This window comes from Streptomyces sp. NPDC005811 (assembly GCF_040630405.1).
Taxonomy (GTDB): domain Bacteria; phylum Actinomycetota; class Actinomycetes; order Streptomycetales; family Streptomycetaceae; genus Streptomyces.
In genome coordinates, this window is record NZ_JBEXXK010000015.1 from 1 (window position 1) to 21,030 (window position 21,030).

Below are 21,030 nucleotides of genomic sequence, written 5' to 3' on the forward strand. Positions count from 1 at the left end.
GCTTATGGCCGCTCCTGGGCTTCGCTGGTAATCATTTGGTGGGTGTCTTTGATATCCTTCTCCCCGCACCCCCCCCCCCCCGTGGAGAGCCGGACGTCAGTCCCGGGCCTCCGCCAGCAGCTTCTGGATGCGGCTCACGCCCTCGACGAGGTCCTCGTCGCCCAGCGCGTACGACAGCCGCAGATAGCCCGGCGTGCCGAAGGCCTCACCCGGGACGACCGCGACCTCGGCCTCGTCCAGGATGATCTCCGCCAGCTCGGTGCTGCTCTGCGCGCGCCTGCCGCGGATCTCCTTGCCGAGCAGCGCCTTGACCGACGGGTACGCGTAGAACGCGCCCTCGGGCTCCGGGCAGAGCACGCCGTCGATCTCGTTCAGCATCCGCACGATCGTCCTACGACGCCGGTCGAACGCCTCCTTCATCTTCTCCACCGCCGACAGGTCGCCCGAGACGGCGGCGATCGCGGCGACCTGGGCCACGTTCGAGACGTTCGAGGTGGCGTGCGACTGGAGGTTCGTCGCCGCCTTGACGACGTCCTTCGGGCCGATGATCCACCCGACGCGCCAGCCGGTCATCGCGTACGTCTTGGCGACGCCGTTCACGACCACGCACTTGTCGCGCAGCTCGGGCAGGATCGCCGGCAGGGACGTGAACACCGCGTCGCCGTAGACCAGGTGCTCGTAGATCTCGTCCGTCAGCACCCACAGGCCGTGCTCGACGGCCCAGCGGCCGATCGCCTCGGCCTCGGCGGCGCTGTACACCGCGCCGGTCGGGTTGGACGGGGAGACGAACAGCACGACCTTGGTCTTCTCGGTGCGCGCGGCCTCCAGCTGCTCGACCGAGACCCGGTAGCCGGTGGTCTCGTCGGCCACGACCTCCACCGGCACACCGCCGGCGAGACGGATCGACTCCGGGTACGTCGTCCAGTACGGCGCCGGGACGATGACCTCGTCGCCCGGGTCGAGGATCGCGGCGAACGCGTTGTAGATCGCCTGCTTGCCGCCGTTGGTGACCAGGATCTGCGAGGCCTCGACCTCGTAGCCGGAGTCGCGCAGGGTCTTCGCGGCGATCGCGGCCTTCAGCTCGGGCAGACCGCCGGCCGGCGTGTAGCGGTGGTACTTGGGGTTCTTGCAGGCCTCTACGGCGGCCTCGACGATGTAGTCCGGCGTCGGGAAGTCGGGCTCACCGGCGCCGAAGCCGATCACCGGACGTCCGGCGGCCTTCAGGGCCTTGGCCTTGGCGTCCACGGCGAGGGTGGCGGACTCGGAGATCGCGCCGACTCGGGCGGAGACCCGGCGCTCGGTGGGAGGGGTTGCAGCGCTCATACGGCCCATGGTTTCAGACCGGAAACCCGCCCGGCACACGGGTTTCACCCACTGGGCAACTGGCTGAACATCAGACTGATTTCGTCCAAGACCACTTTCCGTTCGACCTCACGCCCAGGACCACGTACACTCATCCGTCGTTGGCCTTCAACAGCCGCGACTGCCGGTGCACACCGAGCACTCGGTCGGATGCGGTACGTTGGGGACACACAAAGGGTCGTAGCTCAATTGGTAGAGCACTGGTCTCCAAAACCAGCGGTTGGGGGTTCAAGTCCCTCCGGCCCTGCTACACACTCCTTCGCCAGGATGTGTGCGCATGTACGTACAGCAATGCACCGCCGTGCGGCTCAGACCGGGCGCGGCACGGCCACGACCCGGGAACAGGTGAGGACGAATGGCGGATGCCGTGGGCTCCATCGACACGCCTGATGCCCAGGATGAGCTGCCTGAGGCCAAGAAGAAGGGGCGGAAGGGCGGAAAGCGCGCCAAGAAGGGCCCGCTGAAGCGCCTCGCTCTCTTCTACCGCCAGATCATCGCGGAACTCCGCAAGGTCGTCTGGCCCACTCGCGGACAGCTGACGACATACACGACCGTGGTCATCGTGTTCGTGGTCGTCATGATCGGCCTGGTGACCGTGATTGACTATGGACTCAGCCACGCCGCGAAGTACGTTTTCGGCTGAGCCGACAGCGAAGGGCGCCGAGGTTACCGGCGCCCCTTTCGCATGTTCCACCCCTCTGTATCCAGGAAGAAGCAGCCACCGTGTCTGACCAGAACCTGAACGACGCCATCGAGCCCGACGAGGTCGACGACGAGCTCGACATCGTCGAGGGCGCGGACGAGGTGGACGAGTTCGAGGCTGCCGACGCCGAGGCGGGCGAGGCCGCGGAGGAAGCAGCGCTCCACCTCGAGGACGAGGACGCCGAGGACGAGGTCGAGGACGACTCCGAGGAGTCGGAGGACGCCGAGGACGAGCTCGAGGCCGAGGAAGAAGAGCCGGCCGAGCCCGTCGACCCCGTCACCGCCCTGCGCGAGGAGCTGCGCACCCTGCCCGGCGAGTGGTACGTGATCCACACCTACGCCGGCTACGAGAACCGCGTGAAGACCAACCTGGAGCAGCGCGCCGTCTCGCTGAACGTCGAGGACTACATCTTCCAGGCCGAGGTGCCGCAGGAAGAGGTCGTCCAGATCAAGAACGGCGACCGCAAGACGATCCGCCAGAACAAGCTCCCGGGTTACGTCCTGGTCCGCATGGACCTGACGAACGAGTCCTGGGGCGTCGTCCGCAACACCCCCGGTGTCACCGGCTTCGTGGGCAACGCCTACGACCCGTACCCGCTGACCCTGGACGAGATCGTCAAGATGCTCGCCCCGGAGGCCGAGGAGAAGGCCGCCCGCGAGGCCGCCGAGGCCGAGGGCAAGCCGGCTCCGCAGCGCAAGGTCGAGGTCCAGGTGCTGGACTTCGAGGTGGGCGACTCGGTCACCGTCACCGACGGTCCGTTCGCCACGCTGCAGGCCACGATCAACGAGATCAACGCCGACTCGAAGAAGGTCAAGGGCCTGGTGGAGATCTTCGGGCGCGAGACCCCGGTCGAGCTGTCGTTCGACCAGATCCAGAAGAACTAGCGTCTTCCGGCTTCTTCCGGACAGAACTTCCGAGCAGGTCAGGCGGGCTGTCACAGCTTGTCTGACCTGCTCGGTTTTTGGCCGCGCATCTCTACCCGTTATCGTTGTGCGGTATGCCTGCGTTCGGTTGGTTCCCTGGCGCGGGCATGGACCCGAATGAAAGGACCCGGAGAGTAATGCCTCCCAAGAAGAAGAAGGTCACGGGGCTCATCAAGCTCCAGATCAACGCCGGTGCGGCGAACCCGGCCCCGCCGGTCGGCCCCGCGCTCGGTCAGCACGGCGTCAACATCATGGAGTTCTGCAAGGCCTACAACGCGGCGACCGAGTCGCAGCGTGGCTGGGTCATCCCGGTGGAGATCACGGTCTACGAGGACCGCTCCTTCACCTTCGTGACCAAGACCCCGCCGGCCGCGAAGATGATCCTCAAGGCCGCCGGTGTGGAGAAGGGCTCGGGCGAGCCGCACAAGACCAAGGTCGCCAAGATCACCGAGGCGCAGGTCCGTGAGATCGCCACGACCAAGCTTCCCGACCTGAACGCCAACGACCTGGACGCCGCCGCGAAGATCATCGCCGGCACCGCCCGTTCCATGGGCATCACGGTCGAGGGCTGACCTTCACCACCCCGTACCTCAGCAGTAGTGGCAGGGCCTGCTCGGCCCGTACCACGACTCCTCAGACACATCAGGAGCAGTAGTGAGCAAGCGCAGCAAGTCTCTCCGCGCTGCGGACGCCAAGGTCGACCGGGAGAAGCTCTACGCCCCGCTCGAGGCCGTCCGTCTCGCCAAGGAGACCTCCACCTCGAAGTTCGACGGCACCGTCGAGGTCGCCTTCCGTCTGGGTGTCGACCCGCGCAAGGCCGACCAGATGGTCCGTGGCACCGTGAACCTGCCGCACGGCACCGGCAAGACCGCCCGGGTCCTGGTCTTCGCGACCGGTGACCGTGCTGCGGCCGCGGAGGCCGCGGGCGCCGACATCGTCGGCTCCGACGAACTGATCGACGAGGTCGCGAAGGGCCGTCTGGACTTCGACGCCGTCGTCGCCACCCCGGACCTCATGGGCAAGGTCGGCCGCCTCGGCCGCGTGCTCGGTCCCCGTGGCCTGATGCCGAACCCGAAGACCGGCACCGTCACCCCCGACGTGGCCAAGGCCGTCACCGAGATCAAGGGCGGCAAGATCGAGTTCCGCGTCGACAAGCACTCGAACCTGCACTTCATCATCGGCAAGACGTCCTTCGAGGACGACAAGCTGGTGGAGAACTACGCCGCGGCGCTCGAGGAGATCACGCGTCTCAAGCCGTCCGCCGCGAAGGGTCGCTACATCAAGAAGGCCGCGATCAGCACCACGATCGGCCCCGGCATCCTGGTCGACCCGAACCGCACCCGCAACCTCCTCGTCGAGGAGGACCCGGCCGCGGTCTGAACCTGACGGTTCCTTTTCGGTCGGCGACGAGCCCCGCAACCTTTCGAGGTGCGGGGCTCGTCCCTTTCTGGCACAGAGGCCTTTCTGGCACAGAGGTTTTTCTCGTACGACTGTCAGTGCGGTGCGTTACCGTGCAATCACGGGACTCTCATGGGGGTGGGGCGGATGAAGCGCACATGTGTGCGGACGGCGGGGCTGTCCATCGCGGCGATGAGCCTGCTGGCCGGAGTGACGGCCTGCCAGGCCTCGGGGGACTCCGGGAGCTCGGCGGGCTCCTCCTCGGGCTCCAAGGGCTCCTCCGGCGGCTCGGAGGGCGCGCGGTTCGACCCCATCGCCGCGCTGCGGACCGCCGAGAAGTCCACCGACGGCGCCGACTCCGCCAAGGTCGAGTCGACCACGACCATGGGCTCGGTGATGTCCATGACGGCCGACGGCTCCCTCGCCTGGGGCGACGGCCTCACCGGCCGGCTCACCATCACGTACACGGGCGGCACCATGGCCGACACCATGCGCCAGATGGGCAGCGACTCGATGGAGGCCCGCTACCTCCCCGACGCCTACTACGCCCGGATGGGCGACGCCTTCGCCCAGCAGTCCGGCGGCAAGCACTGGATCAAGTACGCCTACGACGACCTGGAGAGCCTCGCGGGCAGCAGTGGGGCGTATCTGAAGGACCAGATGCAGAACACCACCCCGAACCAGTCGGTGAAGCTCCTGCTGGCCTCCGGGGACGTCCGCAAGGTCGGCGAGGAGAAGGTGCGCGGACAGCGGACCACGCACTATGCGGGGACGGTCGACGTGGCCGACCTCGCGGAGAAGAACTCCAGCCTCAGCCAAAGCCAGCTCGACGACCTGAAGAAGACGCTGGAGCAGGCCGGCGTCACCACCGAGACCGTCGACATCTGGGTCGACGACCAGGACCTGCTGGTCAAGAAGGTGGAGAAGGGCGAGACCACGGCGGGCGCGTACAGCCAGACCGCCTACTACAGCGACTACGGCACCGAGGTGGCGGTCGAGGCGCCCCCGGCGAGCGACACGGCCGACTTCACCGAGCTGGTGAAGCAGCAGTCGGGCGGCTGAGCCGGCGGCCCCCTACGGGCGGATTTGCTTGACGGCGTCCGTCTCCCGTACGCTCCTACCGAAGCCAAAGACCGCTGGTCGTTGCCGTGCTCTCGCGAGAGGGTCCGGCGGCCGAAGGATCCGCTTGATATGCGGACGACCCGCGCAGGTGACTGTGGAAGTGCTCCCGGCCCGGATCCCGTCTTCAGACGGTTCTCGTTCGGTCGAGCTACGCCCCGTGCGCCTGCGCCGGGGCGTTTCGTCTGTCCCAGCCCCTTCCGAGCGGTCCTCATCACCCGGAAGGAGGCCGACGCTCTATGGCAAGGCCCGACAAGGCTGCCGCGGTGGCCGAGCTCACGGAGCAGTTCCGTAGCTCGAACGCCGCCGTGCTGACCGAGTACCGGGGTCTCACCGTGGCGCAGCTCAAGACGCTGCGCCGTTCGCTCGGTGAGAACGCCCAGTACGCCGTGGTGAAGAACACGCTGACCAAGATTGCGGCCAACGAGGCCGGGATCACGACGCTCGACGACCTGTTCAACGGTCCGACGGCGGTCGCCTTCGTCACCGGTGACCCGGTGGAGTCGGCGAAGGGTCTTCGTGACTTCGCCAAGGACAACCCGAACCTCGTCATCAAGGGCGGTGTCCTTGACGGCAAGGCGCTGTCCGCCGACGAGATCAAGAAGCTTGCGGACCTCGAGTCCCGCGAGGTTCTGCTCGCCAAGCTGGCGGGCGCCATGAAGGGCAAGCAGACGCAGGCTGCTCAGGTCTTCCAGGCGCTCCCGTCGAAGTTCGTCCGCACCGCGGAGGCGCTTCGTGCCAAGCAGGCCGAGCAGGGCGGTGCCGAGTAATTCGGCTCGCGTAATGACCGCCGCCTCCAGGCAGCCCGCCTGAGGCAGGGGGTCGTAGCGGGCCGAACGTACGCCCGCCAGACATGTACATCCGGCACCAGCCGAAATTAGTGGAAGGAAAGCCATCATGGCTCTCACCCAGGACGAACTGCTCGCCGAGTTCGAGAACATGACCCTGATCCAGCTCTCCGAGTTCGTGAAGGCGTTCGAGGAGAAGTTCGACGTCACCGCCGCCGCCGCGGTCGCCGTCGCCGGTCCGGCCGGTCCGGCCGCGCCCGCCGAGGCCGTCGAGGAGCAGGACGAGTTCGACGTCGTCCTCACCGGCGCCGGCGAGAAGAAGATCCAGGTCATCAAGGTCGTGCGTGAGCTGACCTCGCTGGGTCTGAAGGAGGCCAAGGACCTCGTGGACGGCGCCCCGAAGCCCGTTCTCGAGAAGGTCACCAAGGAGGCCGCGGAGAAGGCCGCCGAGTCCCTCAAGGGCGCCGGCGCCTCCGTCGAGGTCAAGTAACACCCTCCGGGCCCTCCGGGTCCGGAACTCGGGCTCAGCGAGCCTGTAACGCGTAAGCGCCGAAGAGCGATCATCCATCTGGGTGGTCGCTCTTCCGCGTTCCCGGAGGTCGGCCACGGTTGCCTTGCACCCGTGACGGCGGGGGGTATGGTGATCTTCGTCGTGTCTCCCGCGGCCCGGGTTTACGCAGGGGGGCCTTGACGAACCGCACGCAGCGCGCAATTCTCAGGACGCGTCGTCACAAGGATCCGAATCCGAGGCATGGATCGACGGCGAAGAGGGCAGTATCAACGCGTTGAAGGCAGGATGTGGCGCAGGCGTTGAAGGCAGCAAGGGTCTCTGAAAAACGGGACTGGACATCAGTGTGCCGAGTGGCTACACTGACCCTTTGCGCTGCCTGTTAGCTGTCCCCTGTCCGTCACCAGGGGTCTGCCCTCCCTTGACATCGACGACACGATCATCCCTGACCTGGGATTTTCCGTCTCCGTGTGCAGGAGAGGGGCCGGTACGCGCGTAGTGAGTCCGAGCCCTCGGAAGGACCCCCTCTTGGCCGCCTCGCGCAACGCCTCGACCGCGAATACGAACAACGCCGCCAGCACCGCCCCGCTGCGCATCTCTTTTGCAAAGATCAAGGAGCCTCTCGAGGTTCCGAACCTGCTCGCGCTGCAGACCGAGAGCTTCGACTGGCTGCTCGGCAACACCGCTTGGCAGAGTCGGGTCGAGGAGGCTCTGGACAACGGTCAGGACGTCCCCACCAAGTCCGGCCTCGAGGAGATCTTCGAGGAGATCTCCCCGATCGAGGACTTCTCCGGGTCGATGTCGCTGACCTTCCGCGACCACCGTTTCGAGCCGCCGAAGAACAGCATCGACGAGTGCAAGGACCGTGACTTCACGTACGCGGCCCCGCTCTTCGTGACGGCCGAGTTCACCAACAACGAGACCGGCGAGATCAAGTCCCAGACGGTCTTCATGGGCGACTTCCCGCTCATGACCCACAAGGGCACGTTCGTCATCAACGGCACCGAGCGTGTCGTGGTGTCGCAGCTGGTCCGTTCGCCGGGTGTCTACTTCGACTCCTCGATCGACAAGACGTCCGACAAGGACATCTTCTCCGCCAAGATCATCCCGTCCCGGGGTGCCTGGCTGGAGATGGAGATCGACAAGCGCGACATGGTCGGCGTCCGCATCGACCGCAAGCGCAAGCAGTCCGTGACCGTCCTCCTGAAGGCGCTCGGCTGGACGACCGAGCAGATTCTCGAGGAGTTCGGCGAGTACGAGTCCATGCGCGCCACCCTGGAGAAGGACCACACCCAGGGCCAGGACGACGCGCTGCTCGACATCTACCGCAAGCTCCGTCCGGGCGAGCCCCCCACGCGTGAGGCCGCGCAGACGCTGCTCGAGAACCTCTACTTCAACCCCAAGCGCTACGACCTCGCCAAGGTCGGCCGCTACAAGGTCAACAAGAAGCTGGCCGCGGACGCGCCGCTGGACGCCGGTGTCCTGACCGTCGAGGACGTCATCGCGACGATCAAGTACCTGGTCAAGCTGCACGCCGGCGAGACCGAGACGGTCGGCGACAGCGGTCAGACGATCGTCGTCGAGACCGACGACATCGACCACTTCGGCAACCGTCGTCTGCGCAGCGTCGGCGAGCTCATCCAGAACCAGGTCCGCACCGGTCTGGCCCGTATGGAGCGCGTCGTCCGCGAGCGCATGACCACCCAGGACGTCGAGGCGATCACGCCGCAGACCCTGATCAACATCCGGCCGGTCGTCGCCTCCATCAAGGAGTTCTTCGGCACCAGCCAGCTGTCGCAGTTCATGGACCAGAACAACCCGCTGTCGGGTCTCACCCACAAGCGCCGTCTGTCGGCTCTTGGCCCCGGTGGTCTCTCCCGTGAGCGGGCCGGCTTCGAGGTCCGTGACGTGCACCCCTCGCACTACGGCCGCATGTGCCCGATCGAGACGCCCGAAGGCCCGAACATCGGTCTGATCGGCTCGCTCGCCTCCTACGGCCGGGTCAACGCGTTCGGTTTCGTCGAGACCCCGTACCGCAAGGTCGTCGACGGCCAGGTCACCGACGAGGTCGACTACCTGACGGCCGACGAGGAGGACCGCTTCGTCATCGCGCAGGCCAACGCCACGCTCGACGAGGGCCTGCGCTTCACCGAGAACCGCGTCCTGGTCCGCCGCCGTGGCGGCGAGGTCGACTACGTCCCCGGTGACGACGTCGACTACATGGACGTCTCGCCGCGCCAGATGGTGTCGGTCGCGACCGCCATGATCCCGTTCCTCGAGCACGACGACGCCAACCGTGCCCTCATGGGCGCGAACATGATGCGTCAGGCCGTGCCGCTCATCAAGAGCGAGTCCCCGCTCGTCGGCACCGGCATGGAGTACCGCTCCGCCGTCGACGCCGGCGACGTGGTCAAGGCCGAGAAGGCGGGTGTGGTCCAGGAGGTCTCCGCGGACTACATCACCACGACCAACGACGACGGCACGTACATCACGTACCGCCTGGCCAAGTTCGCCCGCTCCAACCAGGGCACCTCGGTCAACCAGAAGGTCATCGTCAACGAGGGCGACCGGATCATCGAGGGCCAGGTCCTCGCCGACGGTCCGGCCACCGAGAACGGCGAGATGGCCCTCGGCAAGAACCTGCTCGTGGCGTTCATGCCGTGGGAGGGTCACAACTACGAGGACGCGATCATCCTGTCGCAGCGCCTCGTGCAGGACGACGTCCTCTCCTCGATCCACATCGAGGAGCACGAGGTCGACGCCCGTGACACCAAGCTCGGCCCCGAGGAGATCACCCGGGACATCCCGAACGTCTCCGAGGAGGTCCTCGCCGACCTCGACGAGCGCGGCATCATCCGTATCGGTGCCGAGGTCGTCGCCGGCGACATCCTCGTCGGCAAGGTCACGCCCAAGGGCGAGACCGAGCTGACGCCGGAGGAGCGTCTGCTGCGCGCCATCTTCGGTGAGAAGGCCCGTGAGGTCCGTGACACCTCGCTGAAGGTGCCGCACGGCGAGATCGGCAAGGTCATCGGCGTCCGCGTCTTCGACCGCGAGGAGGGCGACGAGCTGCCGCCCGGCGTCAACCAGCTGGTCCGGGTGTACGTCGCGCAGAAGCGCAAGATCACCGACGGTGACAAGCTCGCCGGCCGCCACGGCAACAAGGGTGTCATCTCCAAGATCCTGCCCATCGAGGACATGCCGTTCCTCGAGGACGGGACCCCGGTCGACATCATCCTCAACCCGCTCGGTGTGCCGTCCCGAATGAACCCGGGACAGGTCCTGGAGATCCACCTCGGCTGGCTCGCCAGCCGCGGCTGGGACGTCTCCGGTCTCGCCGACGAGTGGGCGCAGCGCCTCCAGGTGATCGGCGCCGACCAGGTCGCCCCCGGCACCAACGTCGCGACCCCGGTCTTCGACGGCGCCCGTGAGGACGAGCTGGCGGGTCTGCTCCAGCACACCATCCCCAACCGCGACGGCGAGCGCATGGTGCTCCCGTCCGGCAAGGCGCGGCTGTTCGACGGCCGCAGCGGTGAGCCGTTCCCGGACCCGATCTCGGTCGGCTACATGTACATCCTGAAGCTGCACCACCTGGTCGACGACAAGCTGCACGCCCGCTCGACCGGTCCGTACTCGATGATCACCCAGCAGCCGCTGGGTGGTAAGGCGCAGTTCGGTGGCCAGCGCTTCGGTGAGATGGAGGTGTGGGCCCTCGAGGCCTACGGCGCCGCGTACGCGCTCCAGGAACTGCTGACCATCAAGTCCGACGACGTCACCGGCCGCGTGAAGGTCTACGAGGCCATCGTCAAGGGCGAGAACATCCCCGAGCCCGGCATCCCCGAGTCCTTCAAGGTGCTCATCAAGGAGATGCAGTCGCTCTGCCTGAACGTGGAGGTGCTGTCCAGCGACGGTATGTCCATCGAGATGCGTGACACCGACGAGGACGTCTTCCGCGCTGCGGAGGAGCTCGGCATCGACCTGTCCCGGCGTGAGCCGAGCAGCGTCGAAGAGGTCTGACGGGAGTCCGGAGGCCTTCATCCAGAAGGCCTCCGGCCCCGGGACCCCCGTTTCAGACCCCAAGACTTACAACCCTGAGAGGGATTGACGCATAGTGCTCGACGTCAACTTCTTCGACGAGCTCCGGATCGGTCTGGCCACCGCTGACGACATCCGTCAGTGGAGCCACGGCGAGGTCAAGAAGCCCGAGACCATCAACTACCGCACCCTCAAGCCCGAAAAGGACGGACTCTTCTGCGAGAAGATCTTCGGTCCGACCCGGGACTGGGAGTGCTACTGCGGCAAGTACAAGCGCGTCCGCTTCAAGGGCATCATCTGTGAGCGCTGCGGCGTCGAGGTGACCCGCGCCAAGGTGCGCCGTGAGCGGATGGGCCACATCGAGCTGGCCGCTCCCGTCACGCACATCTGGTACTTCAAGGGTGTCCCGAGCCGGCTGGGCTACCTGCTCGACCTGGCTCCCAAGGACCTCGAGAAGGTCATCTACTTCGCGGCGTACATGATCACGTACGTCGACGAGGAGCGCCGTACCCGCGACCTGCCCTCCCTGGAGGCGCATGTCTCCGTGGAGCGCCAGCAGGTCGAGAACCGCCGCGACGCCGACCTCGAGGCCCGCGCCAAGAAGCTCGAGACCGACCTTGCCGAGCTCGAGGCCGAGGGCGCCAAGGCCGATGTGCGCCGCAAGGTGCGCGAAGGCGCCGAGCGCGAGATGAAGCAGCTGCGCGACCGCACCCAGCGCGAGATCGACCGTCTCGACGAGGTGTGGACCCGCTTCAAGAACCTCAAGGTCCAGGACCTCGAGGGCGACGAGCTGCTCTACCGCGAGCTGCGCGACCGCTTCGGCACCTACTTCGACGGCTCGATGGGTGCCGCGGCGCTGCAGAAGCGCCTGGAGTCCTTCGACCTCGACGAGGAGGCCGAGAAGCTCCGCGAGATCATCCGGACCGGCAAGGGCCAGAAGAAGACCCGCGCGCTCAAGCGCCTGAAGGTCGTCTCCGCGTTCCTGCAGACCAGCAACAGCCCCAAGGGCATGGTGCTGGACTGCGTCCCGGTCATCCCGCCGGACCTGCGTCCGATGGTGCAGCTGGACGGTGGCCGCTTCGCGACCTCCGACCTGAACGACCTGTACCGCCGTGTGATCAACCGCAACAACCGTCTGAAGAGGCTCCTCGACCTCGGCGCACCCGAGATCATCGTCAACAACGAGAAGCGCATGCTTCAGGAGGCTGTTGACGCCCTCTTCGACAACGGTCGTCGCGGCCGCCCGGTGACGGGCCCCGGCAACCGCCCGCTGAAGTCCCTCAGCGACATGCTGAAGGGCAAGCAGGGTCGATTCCGTCAGAACCTGCTCGGCAAGCGTGTCGACTACTCGGCGCGTTCCGTGATCGTCGTCGGTCCGCAGCTCAAGCTGCACCAGTGCGGTCTGCCGAAGGCGATGGCGCTGGAGCTCTTCAAGCCGTTCGTGATGAAGCGCCTGGTCGACCTGAACCACGCGCAGAACATCAAGAGCGCCAAGCGGATGGTCGAGCGCGGCCGCACCGTGGTGTACGACGTCCTCGAAGAGGTCATCGCCGAGCACCCGGTGCTGCTGAACCGTGCGCCCACCCTGCACCGCCTCGGCATCCAGGCCTTCGAGCCGCAGCTGGTCGAGGGCAAGGCCATCCAGATCCACCCGCTCGTCTGCACCGCGTTCAACGCGGACTTCGACGGTGACCAGATGGCCGTGCACCTGCCGCTGTCCGCGGAGGCGCAGGCCGAGGCCCGCATCCTGATGCTGTCCTCGAACAACATCCTCAAGCCCGCCGACGGCCGTCCGGTGACGATGCCGACCCAGGACATGGTCCTCGGTCTGTTCTTCCTCACCACCGACGGCGAGCTGCGCGACACCAAGGGCGAGGGCCGGGCCTTCGGTTCCACGGCCGAGGCGATCATGGCGTTCGACGCCGGTGAGCTGGCGCTCCAGTCGGCGATCGACATCCGCTTCCCGGTGGGCACCATCCCGCCGCGCGGCTGGACCCCGCCGGCGGTCGAGGAGGGCGAGCCGGAGTACCAGACCGGTGACACCTTCCGGCTGCGCACCACCCTGGGCCGTGCGCTCTTCAACGAGCTGCTGCCCGAGGACTACCCGTTCGTCGACTACTCGGTGGGCAAGAAGCAGCTCGGCGAGATCGTCAACGACCTGGCCGAGCGCTACCCCAAGGTCATCGTGGCGGCGACGCTCGACAACCTGAAGTCGGCCGGCTTCTACTGGGGCACCCGTTCCGGTGTCACCGTGGCCATCTCCGACGTCGTCGTCCCCGAGGCGAAGAAGGCGATCGTCGCGGGCTACGAGGCGCAGGACGAGAAGGTCCAGAAGCAGTACGAGCGCGGTCTGATCACCAAGGAAGAGCGCACGCAGGAGCTCATCGCGATCTGGACCAAGGCGACCAACGAGGTCGCCGAGGCGATGAACGAGAACTTCCCCAAGACGAACCCCATCTTCATGATGGTTGACTCGGGTGCCCGAGGAAACATGATGCAGATGCGGCAGATCGCCGGTATGCGTGGTCTGGTGTCGAACGCGAAGAACGAGACCATCCCGCGTCCGATCAAGGCGTCCTTCCGTGAGGGCCTGTCCGTGCTGGAGTACTTCATCTCCACGCACGGTGCCCGTAAGGGTCTGGCGGACACCGCCCTGCGTACCGCCGACTCGGGTTACCTCACCCGTCGTCTGGTGGACGTCTCGCAGGACGTCATCATCCGCGAGGAGGACTGCGGCACCGAGCGCGGCCTCAAGCTGGCGATCGCCGAGCGCGAGGACGGTGTCCTGCGCAAGACGGTCAACGTCGAGACGTCCGTGTACGCCCGCTGCCTCGCCGAGGACATCGTGGTCGACGGCAAGGTGCTGGCCCCGGCCGGTACCGACCTCGGCGACGTGCTCATCGACGAGCTGGTCCGGCACGGCGTGGAGACGGTCAAGACCCGCTCGGTCCTGACCTGCGAGTCCGCCGTCGGCACCTGCGCCATGTGCTACGGCCGCTCGCTGGCCACCGGCAAGCTGGTCGACATCGGTGAGGCGGTCGGCATCATCGCCGCCCAGTCCATCGGTGAGCCCGGTACCCAGCTGACGATGCGTACCTTCCACACCGGTGGTGTGGCCGGTGACGACATCACCCAGGGTCTGCCGCGTGTCGTCGAGCTCTTCGAGGCCCGTACCCCGAAGGGTGTCGCCCCGATCTCCGAGGCCTCCGGCCGCGTGCGGATCGAGGAGACCGAGAAGACCAAGAAGATCGTCATCACCCCGGACGACGGCAGCGACGAGATGGCCTACCCCATCTCCAAGCGTGCCCGTCTGATGGTCAGCGAGGGCGAGCACGTCGAGGTGGGCCAGAAGCTCACCGTGGGTGCCACCAACCCGCACGACGTGCTGCGCATCCTGGGTCAGCGTGCCGTCCAGGTCCACCTGGTCGGCGAGGTCCAGAAGGTGTACAACTCGCAGGGTGTGTCGATCCACGACAAGCACATCGAGATCATCATCCGGCAGATGCTGCGCCGTGTGACGATCATCGAGTCCGGCGACGCCGAGCTGCTGCCCGGTGAGCTGGTCGAGCGCTCGAAGTTCGAGACCGAGAACCGTCGTGTGGTCCAGGAGGGCGGTCACCCGGCCTCCGGTCGTCCGCAGCTGATGGGTATCACCAAGGCCTCGCTGGCGACGGAATCCTGGCTGTCGGCCGCCTCCTTCCAGGAGACGACCCGAGTCCTGACGGACGCGGCGATCAACGCCAAGTCCGACAGCCTCATCGGCCTCAAGGAGAACGTCATCATCGGTAAGCTCATCCCGGCCGGTACGGGTCTGTCCCGCTACCGCAACATCCGGGTCGAGCCGACCGAGGAGGCGAAGGCCGCGATGTACTCGGCCGTCGGCTACGACGACATCGACTACTCGCCGTTCGGCACCGGCTCCGGCCAGGCCGTCCCGCTGGAGGACTACGACTACGGTCCGTACAACCAGTAAGAACGAGTAGACGCGTAGAACGCGTAGAAGGGCGGTCACCCCGTGTGCGACGGGGTGACCGCCCTTCGGCGTTTCCGGGATCTCAGCGTGCCGTCAGCTCCCAGACCGTGACGGCGACCGTGGCCAGCGCGGCCAGCGCGCCGATGCTGGCGAGCGGCCAGCGGGAGCGCTCCAGGGCGTCCAGCCGCTGTTCGTGGTCGGCGAGCTGCCGGTCGGTCTGGTCGCTGCGCTGGACGAGCAGCGCGAGCGAGCCGTCGACCCGGGCGAACCCGGCCTCCACCGTGCCGCGCAGCCGTTCGAGCTCCACGGCGACGGAGGTGGCGTCGGAGAGCGGACGGGGTTCGTTCACGCATCCCTCCCTTCCGCGTCCCGTGTCTCCGCGTCCCGTGTCTCCGTGTTCCGCTGGACGAGGGAGAGCAGCGCGGTGTCCCCGTTGGCGGGGGTGTCCGTGCGCAGCCAGCCCGGCAGCAGGTTCTGTACGGCGGGCAGGGCCATGACTCTGGTGACGCCGGCGGCGACGGCCAGCGCGCCCGCCACCCAGGGCAGGGTGTCCGGGAGGCCGACGGCGCCGACGACCGCCGGCAGCAGGACGCACAGGCCGGCAGCGGTTTGCAGAACGGTGCGGAGGGTCCGCTTGGCGGCCTCTGACATGGCGGCCTCGCTCTCAGACGTGGGGGACTTTCAGCGCCGCCCAGGAGGCGGCGCCCGGCCAGCCGTCGGCGGCGGAGCCGGTGTAGCCGAGCTTGCGCTGCCACCTGGCGTACGAGGTCCGGTCGGCCTCGGTCCACTGCGGGCCGGGGCCGCTCGCGTAGGCGGAGCAGCCGACGGCGACCAGACGCCGGCCCATCGCGGTGACGATCGCCGACCGCGGGCTCCTGCGGAACCAGTCGGCGCCGGGGAAGGGCTGGTAGGCGGGGGTGGGGGTGGGCGTGCCGGTCGGGACCGTCCCGCCGAGCCGGGCGGCGACCCGGGAGCGGAAGTCCGCCATCGAGAAGCCGCGCGGATCGACCTTGGTGTTCGTCCACTCCTTGTGCCCGATCACCGAGCGCTCGCTCCAGCCGTGCGCTCGGCACAGCGCGGCGGCCGCCCGGACCATGGCCTCCAGCTGGACCTCGGGCCAGGGGTCCTTGCCGTCGCCGAGGTTGACGCACTCGAAGCCGTAGAAGTGGACGTTGCCGTCGGTGTCGTTGCGGTGGGGTGCGGGCAGGGTGGCCCGCTCGGCGGCGACGGCCCTGAGGACGTCTCCGTCGCCGCTGCCGGCGTGGTTGGCGCGGCCGTTGCCGACGAGGTGGACCGAGCCGTCCTTGGCTATCACGCCGTGGCAGAGGGGGCCGGGCAGGGCCGTGTAGCCGTTGAAGCACATCTGGACGGAGCCGGTGGTGCCGGTGGTGACGGTGTGATGGATGATCACGCCGTTGACCGGGCCCCAGCTGCCCTTGTGGTTGCGGTTGTGGGTGCGCCAGCCGGCGTGCTCGACGACGGTGACGCCCTCGGCGTCCAGAGCGGCGACGAGGGCGTCGGCGGAGAGAGGGTTGGCCATGGGTGGTGCCTCCCTGGGGAGCTTGCTTCGATGTGGGGCATATCGGGCCCGGGGGACAGGAAAAAACCCCGGCCGGTGGGGTGGCGCGGGGCATTGGGCGGGGCTTGCGGGAGCGTCAGCCGGCCGGCGGCCAGGCGGCGCACAGGGCCGCGTAGTCCGTCACCGCGGTCTGGAAGTCGGCGAGGGCGGCGGCGACGGCACGCTGGACGGCCGTACCGTCCGGGACGACCGGGCCGGAGCCGTCCGGCAGGACCGTGACCCGGCCGGAGCCGCGCAGGACCGCCCCGCGGGCGCCGCTCTCGGAGAACTCGGCGGTGACGTTGACGGGGGAGTAGGTGCCGGTGATCGAGTCGGGCCCGATCACCGAACTCAGGCTGGTGTCCGAGACGTTGATGTGCAGGGTGTGACCGGCCTCCGTGACGGTGGCCCGCCCGGCGTAGTCGATCGCGATGCCCCAGGGCAGGGCGGGGTCGATCTCCAAGGTGTGCCTCCTCGAGGCCCTAGCTCTGTCGGCCGTGCATCAGGACCGGGTTGGCGTAGACGGTGCCGGTGGTGGCGATGGCCTGGATCTCGACCTTGACCGTGGTGGCGTAGAGCGCGCCGAAGTCGCTGCCGAGCAGGGCCGTGTAGTCGAAGTCGTTGGGCGCGGTGACCGTGTCGCCCCACTGGACGCCGTTGACCAGCACCCGCACCTGTCCCGCGCCGCCGGAGCTGAGGCGGGTGTTGAGCAGGAGCCGCATCTTCGGCTGCCAGACGGGGTTGTAGGAGACGGCGATCGTCGTCCAGGAGGTCGCGGCGCTCTGCGGCCAGCGGGTCTGGGTGGTGTCCTGCGGCGGCAGCATCGCCAGCCAGGGCCGGGCCAGTCCGCCGGTGTTGACGTCGTCGGAGATGATCTCCCGGCTGCCGTTGTCGTAGATCCGCAGCGGCTGGAGCGAGCCGGCGCCGCCGTCGCCGTTGAACAGGGTGAGCGCCTTGCTGCCGGTCTGGCGGTGGATCTCCAGGCCGTACTCCTCGCCCTGCCAGGAGCCGACCCGGAACATCGCCTCGGTCGTGCCCGGCCGCTGCACCAGCAGGGTGCCGCCGTCGCTGATCTTCAGGGTGCCGTCGCTGATCTCCACCTCGCCCCCGGTGATGGTGTTGAGCGCGGGCCGGGTGTTGACGGCGGTCGACAGCTGCTGGATCCGGCGTTCCATCTGGGTCAGCCGGTCGATGATGTCTTCGGGGAGCTGGGGCATCAGGCCTCCTCCAGATAGAGCTCCGCGGTGTCGGGACGGCCGCGCTGCCCCGGGCTGACCTTGACGCCGACGATCCGGTAGCGGGCGTCGAGGCCCTCGGTCCACCACTCGTCGTCGATCCGCAGCCGGACCGTACGGCCCAGCAGCGCGGGCGGCACCAGATCGTCGAGCCGGACGCTGATCTCGGGGATCACCACCGCCCCCACGCCCTCGGTGAGTTCGGCGTTGGCCAGCGACTGGAGCACCGGCACACTCGCCACGTCGTTGTGGTCCGAGGTCAGGTCGATGCGCGGATAGCCGGCCGCGATCAGCTGCTCGCCGACGGGCACGGTGGCGTCCGCGTACAGCGGCCGGGACTCCACGGCCTGGCTGGTGTTGTCGGTGGCGCCGCGGGCCCGGGCGGTGGTGCCGCCGCGGGTGGCGTCGCGCGGGAAGACGTACGACAGGACCGTGCCGGGGCGGTCGATCACCAGGTCGGTGGTGCCGATGGCGATCTTCGGGCTGCCCAGCCGCAGCTGCCGGACCCGCTCGCCGTCGACGGGGTCGCGGTAGACGGCGATGTGGTGTTCGAAGCCGTTCTCCAGCGCGGCGAGCGCGTCCAGGGCCTCCAGATAGACCGTCTCGTCGCCGTTGCGGTACGCCACCGAGCGGGTCTGCGGGGAGGTCTCGGAGCCGTGTCCGACGCCGATGTCCCCGCCGGGGGCGGACTGGAGGTGGTCCCACAGCGCGCGGGCGATCGCGAGCTGGTCCGTGTCCCGGAAGTCGAGGTCCGCGCGGATACGGCGGCGGCCGGCGTACGAGTCGAAGGTCGCGGCCTGGATGCCGAGGGTGAGCACGCCCCGGTCGTCGCTCTGGAGCGTGGACGTCCAGATGATGCCGCCCCACCACAGGTCGTCCCCGCGCTGGAGGTAGACCGAGGTCCGGCCCTCCTCGATCCGGCGGACCCGCGCGGCCATCGCCCGGTCGGGCACCGGGATCGTGCCCGAGAGGGAGCCGGCCTTGCCGATGTAGTCGTCGACGGTGACGTCCCGCAGGGGCAGGATGTCGATGGTGCGGTCGGTGCGCAGGTCGCAGAAGATCGCCCGGTACGGGGTGCTGAGGGCGGAGGTCATACGGCGGCCTCGTAGGTGGCGGAGCCGACGACGGTGTGGCCGCCGGCCCAGGTCCAGGGGGTGAGGGAGTCCAGTCCGCCCGTCGCGGTGAAAGCGGTGGCGGTGGGCCGCCCCGAGGCGAGGATCAGCTCGAAAGCGGTGGTGGTGGAGAGGTAGACCCGGGCCGTGGCCCGGTTGGCGGCGTCGCCGGCGGCGAGCTCGGCGAAGCCGATCAGCGGGCGGGCCGCCGCGGCGGCGACCGGCAGACTGAACCGCCAGTTGTCGTTGGTGGTGGCGCCGCTGCCGAAGGTGGTGGTGCTGCCGAAGGTGATCGAGAAGTTCAGGTGGACGGTCGTACCGAACTTCACGTACCGGCAGCTCACCGTGGCGTTGCCGAAGGCCGGGGGCGCCGAGGCCGTGCTGGTCGTCCAGGTCGGCGTCCAGTTCTGCCAGGTCGGCAGCACCGGGTAGTCGGTCCAGGCGGTGCCGCTCCAGCGCTGCAACTGCCCGCCCACGTCCCGGTACTGGCCCGGGTAGGAGCCGTTCGTCGCGTCCGTGGTCACCGGGAGGATGCCGCCGACCGCGACCGTGGCGGTACGGCGTCCGCCGAGCGCCGTGCTCCAGTCGATGGCCGTGGTGCCGGCGCTCGCGCCCTTGGGGACGACCACCTCGTACAGGGGCAGCGACAGCGCGGGCACCGCCGGGACGGCCGGGGTGGCGGCGGGGGTGCCGTGGACGATCTCCAGCACGGCCCCGGTGCGGCCGGAGCCGTCGTACAGATCGTCGTAGATCCGCAGGACGACCAGGTCGATCCGGCCGTACTGGGCGTCGCCGTCGGCGAAGACCAGGTCGAGGTACTCGGTCAGCGCGACCGGGTAGGCGCCCTGGGAGCTGGTCCCCTGGATCACCGCCCGACCGGGGCCGACGGTGGCGGTCATGGTGCCGGTGGTGCCGGTGAGGGTGAAGCCGGAGAGGCGGGAGACACCGTCGGAGGAGCCCGGCAGGACCCCGGAGCGGGTGGTGACCGGCGAGGTCGGGGTGAGGGCGCCGAGCGAGACGAGCCGGGTGTCCTCGCGGGTCTGGCCGTCGGGGGAGAGCCATCCGGTACGAAGGGGCATGGTCAGGTCCTTTCGGGGAGGCCGGTTCAGGCGAGCGGGTCCACCCGGAGCCAGAGGGTGTCGAACCAGCTGTTGACGCTCGCGCTGGACGACCGGTGCATCGCGGTGACCGTGTAGACCGATCCGGCCGTGAGGGAGTTCAGGCGCAGTTGCGTCGACTGCGACTTGCTGATGGCGCCCGAGCCGGACGCGGCGCGCTCGTCGTCCGCCGCCCAGACGACCGTGGTGCCCAGCGTGACCTGCGGGGACATATGTGCCTGGACGGTCTCGCTGCCCGAGGTGGAGATCCGCGCGCCGAGACTGATGATCACCCCGCCGGAGGGCGGCGCGGTGAAGCTGAGCGTGAGCGCCGACACGGCCGTTTCGACCAGCGTGGCCGTGTACGTCGTCGAGGTGGTGTACCCGGCGTCCAGCGAGGACGCGAACACCGGCCCCGGAACGGCGGGGAGCCAGGCGCTGCCGTTCCAGCGCTGGAGCTGGCCGAGGGAGGAGTCGCGGTACTGCCCGGCGTAGCCGCCGGTGGTCAGCACCCCGGCGGGGACGATCCCGCCGACGTTCCTCGGGTAGGGCACCCAGGCCGTGGAACTCCAGCGCTGGAGGATGTCGCCGGTGTCCCGGTACTGGCCGGTGTGGCCGCCGGGCGCGGTGTCGTCGGTGCGGGTGGGCAGGATGCCGCCGATCGCGACGGTGGTCGGACGCAGGTCGGTGCGCGCGGAGTCCCAGGCGATCCCGCCCTTGCCGGCGCTGACGCCCGCACCGACGGCGACCGAGTACAGCGCCAGGGCGGCATCGGGCGTGGCCGGGGGCGCAGGGGTGGCGGCCGGGGTGCCCCGGACGATCTCGACGACGGCCTCGGTGCGGCCGGAGCCGTCGTACACGTTGTCGTAGACCCGCAGGACGACGAGGTCGATCCGGCCGTACTGGGCGTCGCCGTCCGCGAAGGTGAGCGGCAGGTACTCGGTGAGCGCGACCGGGTAGGCGCCCCGGGCGTCGGTGCTCTGGATCACGGCACGGCCGGGGCTGACGCTCGCGGTCATGGCGCCGGTGGTGCCGGTGACGGTGAAGCCGGAGACGCGGTAGAGGCCGCCGGTGGAGCCCGGCAGGACGCCGGAGCGGGTGGCGACGGGGGAGGTGGGGGTGAGGGCGCCGAGCGCGATGAGACGGGTGTCCTCACGGGTCTGTCCATCGGGGGAGAGCCATCCGGAACGGATCGGCATGGTCGACTCCTTCGTCGGGGGTG

Annotated in this window: 18 protein-coding genes and 1 tRNA gene; 10 read left to right on the forward strand and 9 right to left on the reverse strand. The window is 68.5% G+C overall.

Annotated features, from left to right (window positions below; translation table 11 throughout):
* Positions 1 to 96: 96 nt before the first annotated feature.
* Positions 97 to 1,323: a pyridoxal phosphate-dependent aminotransferase gene (locus ABZ490_RS17605; RefSeq protein ID WP_358990467.1), complete on the reverse strand. Its 1,227-nt coding sequence runs from the start codon at positions 1,321 to 1,323 to the stop codon at positions 97 to 99.
* Between the two features lie 213 nt (positions 1,324 to 1,536).
* Between ABZ490_RS17605 and ABZ490_RS17610 the strand changes: the two genes are divergently transcribed.
* The 10 genes from ABZ490_RS17610 to ABZ490_RS17655 all read left to right on the forward strand — a co-directional run bounded on the left by ABZ490_RS17610 (position 1,537) and on the right by ABZ490_RS17655 (position 14,806).
* A tRNA-Trp gene (locus ABZ490_RS17610) sits at positions 1,537 to 1,609 on the forward strand.
* Positions 1,610 to 1,717: 108 nt separating this feature from the next.
* Positions 1,718 to 2,005, forward strand: a complete 288-nt coding sequence (secE, locus tag ABZ490_RS17615) for a preprotein translocase subunit SecE (protein ID WP_067249250.1) — start codon at positions 1,718 to 1,720, stop codon at positions 2,003 to 2,005.
* A gap of 80 nt (positions 2,006 to 2,085) precedes the next feature.
* Entirely contained in the window at positions 2,086 to 2,949 is an 864-nt protein-coding gene (gene nusG / locus ABZ490_RS17620; protein WP_358990471.1) for a transcription termination/antitermination protein NusG, read from the forward strand.
* Positions 2,950 to 3,125: 176 nt separating this feature from the next.
* Positions 3,126 to 3,560 (forward strand): 50S ribosomal protein L11, encoded by a 435-nt coding sequence (gene rplK, locus ABZ490_RS17625; RefSeq protein ID WP_055631380.1) that lies wholly within the window; start codon positions 3,126 to 3,128, stop codon positions 3,558 to 3,560.
* Positions 3,561 to 3,642: 82 nt separating this feature from the next.
* Complete coding sequence (gene rplA / locus ABZ490_RS17630) at positions 3,643 to 4,368, forward strand: 50S ribosomal protein L1 (RefSeq protein ID WP_358990475.1); 726 nt, start codon at positions 3,643 to 3,645, stop codon at positions 4,366 to 4,368.
* Positions 4,369 to 4,533: 165 nt separating this feature from the next.
* Positions 4,534 to 5,448: a hypothetical protein gene (locus tag ABZ490_RS17635; protein WP_358990477.1), complete on the forward strand. Its 915-nt coding sequence runs from the start codon at positions 4,534 to 4,536 to the stop codon at positions 5,446 to 5,448.
* 296 nt (positions 5,449 to 5,744) lie between these two features.
* Positions 5,745 to 6,275 carry a 50S ribosomal protein L10 gene (gene rplJ / locus ABZ490_RS17640; protein WP_340376818.1) on the forward strand — a complete coding sequence of 177 codons (531 nt, stop codon included), beginning with the start codon at positions 5,745 to 5,747 and terminating at the stop codon, positions 6,273 to 6,275.
* Between the two features lie 124 nt (positions 6,276 to 6,399).
* A complete protein-coding gene (rplL, locus tag ABZ490_RS17645) occupies positions 6,400 to 6,783 on the forward strand; it encodes a 50S ribosomal protein L7/L12 (protein WP_358990942.1) in 384 nt (127 codons plus the stop codon).
* Positions 6,784 to 7,329: 546 nt separating this feature from the next.
* Positions 7,330 to 10,815 carry a DNA-directed RNA polymerase subunit beta gene (gene rpoB / locus ABZ490_RS17650; RefSeq protein WP_340376817.1) on the forward strand — a complete coding sequence of 1,162 codons (3,486 nt, stop codon included), beginning with the start codon at positions 7,330 to 7,332 and terminating at the stop codon, positions 10,813 to 10,815.
* A gap of 94 nt (positions 10,816 to 10,909) precedes the next feature.
* Positions 10,910 to 14,806 (forward strand): DNA-directed RNA polymerase subunit beta', encoded by a 3,897-nt coding sequence (locus ABZ490_RS17655; RefSeq protein WP_358990481.1) that lies wholly within the window; start codon positions 10,910 to 10,912, stop codon positions 14,804 to 14,806.
* Positions 14,807 to 14,888: 82 nt separating this feature from the next.
* On the opposite strand, the gene ABZ490_RS17660 is transcribed toward ABZ490_RS17655, so the two are convergent.
* The 8 genes from ABZ490_RS17660 to ABZ490_RS17695 all read right to left on the reverse strand — a co-directional run bounded on the left by ABZ490_RS17660 (position 14,889) and on the right by ABZ490_RS17695 (position 21,007).
* Positions 14,889 to 15,155 (reverse strand): hypothetical protein, encoded by a 267-nt coding sequence (locus tag ABZ490_RS17660; protein WP_358990484.1) that lies wholly within the window; start codon positions 15,153 to 15,155, stop codon positions 14,889 to 14,891.
* Entirely contained in the window at positions 15,152 to 15,457 is a 306-nt protein-coding gene (locus ABZ490_RS17665) for a hypothetical protein (protein WP_358990487.1), read from the reverse strand. Before ABZ490_RS17665 ends, ABZ490_RS17660 begins: the two co-directional genes overlap by 4 nt.
* 13 nt (positions 15,458 to 15,470) lie before the next feature.
* On the reverse strand, positions 15,471 to 16,346 hold the full coding sequence (locus ABZ490_RS17670; protein WP_358990490.1) for a peptidoglycan-binding protein: 876 nt from the start codon (positions 16,344 to 16,346) through the stop codon (positions 15,471 to 15,473).
* Between the two features lie 115 nt (positions 16,347 to 16,461).
* Positions 16,462 to 16,827, reverse strand: a complete 366-nt coding sequence (locus ABZ490_RS17675) for an ATP-binding protein (RefSeq protein ID WP_358990493.1) — start codon at positions 16,825 to 16,827, stop codon at positions 16,462 to 16,464.
* 19 nt (positions 16,828 to 16,846) lie between these two features.
* Positions 16,847 to 17,581: a hypothetical protein gene (locus ABZ490_RS17680; protein WP_358990496.1), complete on the reverse strand. Its 735-nt coding sequence runs from the start codon at positions 17,579 to 17,581 to the stop codon at positions 16,847 to 16,849.
* On the reverse strand, positions 17,581 to 18,693 hold the full coding sequence (locus ABZ490_RS17685) for a hypothetical protein (protein WP_358990499.1): 1,113 nt from the start codon (positions 18,691 to 18,693) through the stop codon (positions 17,581 to 17,583). The genes ABZ490_RS17680 and ABZ490_RS17685 overlap by 1 nt, the downstream gene beginning before the upstream one ends.
* Positions 18,690 to 19,790, reverse strand: coding sequence for a hypothetical protein (locus ABZ490_RS17690; protein ID WP_358990502.1), 1,101 nt, complete (start codon positions 19,788 to 19,790; stop codon positions 18,690 to 18,692). The genes ABZ490_RS17685 and ABZ490_RS17690 overlap by 4 nt, the downstream gene beginning before the upstream one ends.
* A 26-nt stretch (positions 19,791 to 19,816) precedes the next feature.
* Positions 19,817 to 21,007, reverse strand: coding sequence for a hypothetical protein (locus ABZ490_RS17695; protein ID WP_358990505.1), 1,191 nt, complete (start codon positions 21,005 to 21,007; stop codon positions 19,817 to 19,819).
* Between the last annotated feature and the right edge of the window lie 23 nt (positions 21,008 to 21,030).

What these genes read in the sequence shown, in the direction of transcription:
- ABZ490_RS17665 (WP_358990487.1), bottom strand. Translation starts at nt 15,457, where the DNA reads ATGTCAGAGGCCGCCAAGCGGACCCTCCGCACCGTTCTGCAAACCGCT.
- ABZ490_RS17690 (WP_358990502.1), bottom strand. Translation starts at nt 19,790, where the DNA reads ATGCCCCTTCGTACCGGATGGCTCTCCCCCGACGGCCAGACCCGCGAG.
- ABZ490_RS17685 (WP_358990499.1), bottom strand. Translation starts at nt 18,693, where the DNA reads ATGACCTCCGCCCTCAGCACCCCGTACCGGGCGATCTTCTGCGACCTG.
- ABZ490_RS17670 (WP_358990490.1), bottom strand. Translation starts at nt 16,346, where the DNA reads ATGGCCAACCCTCTCTCCGCCGACGCCCTCGTCGCCGCTCTGGACGCC.
- ABZ490_RS17695 (WP_358990505.1), bottom strand. Translation starts at nt 21,007, where the DNA reads ATGCCGATCCGTTCCGGATGGCTCTCCCCCGATGGACAGACCCGTGAG.
- ABZ490_RS17605 (WP_358990467.1), bottom strand. Translation starts at nt 1,323, where the DNA reads ATGAGCGCTGCAACCCCTCCCACCGAGCGCCGGGTCTCCGCCCGAGTC.
- ABZ490_RS17635 (WP_358990477.1), top strand. Translation starts at nt 4,534, where the DNA reads ATGAAGCGCACATGTGTGCGGACGGCGGGGCTGTCCATCGCGGCGATG.
- ABZ490_RS17680 (WP_358990496.1), bottom strand. Translation starts at nt 17,581, where the DNA reads ATGCCCCAGCTCCCCGAAGACATCATCGACCGGCTGACCCAGATGGAA.
- rplK (WP_055631380.1), top strand. Translation starts at nt 3,126, where the DNA reads ATGCCTCCCAAGAAGAAGAAGGTCACGGGGCTCATCAAGCTCCAGATC.
- rplJ (WP_340376818.1), top strand. Translation starts at nt 5,745, where the DNA reads ATGGCAAGGCCCGACAAGGCTGCCGCGGTGGCCGAGCTCACGGAGCAG.
- secE (WP_067249250.1), top strand. Translation starts at nt 1,718, where the DNA reads ATGGCGGATGCCGTGGGCTCCATCGACACGCCTGATGCCCAGGATGAG.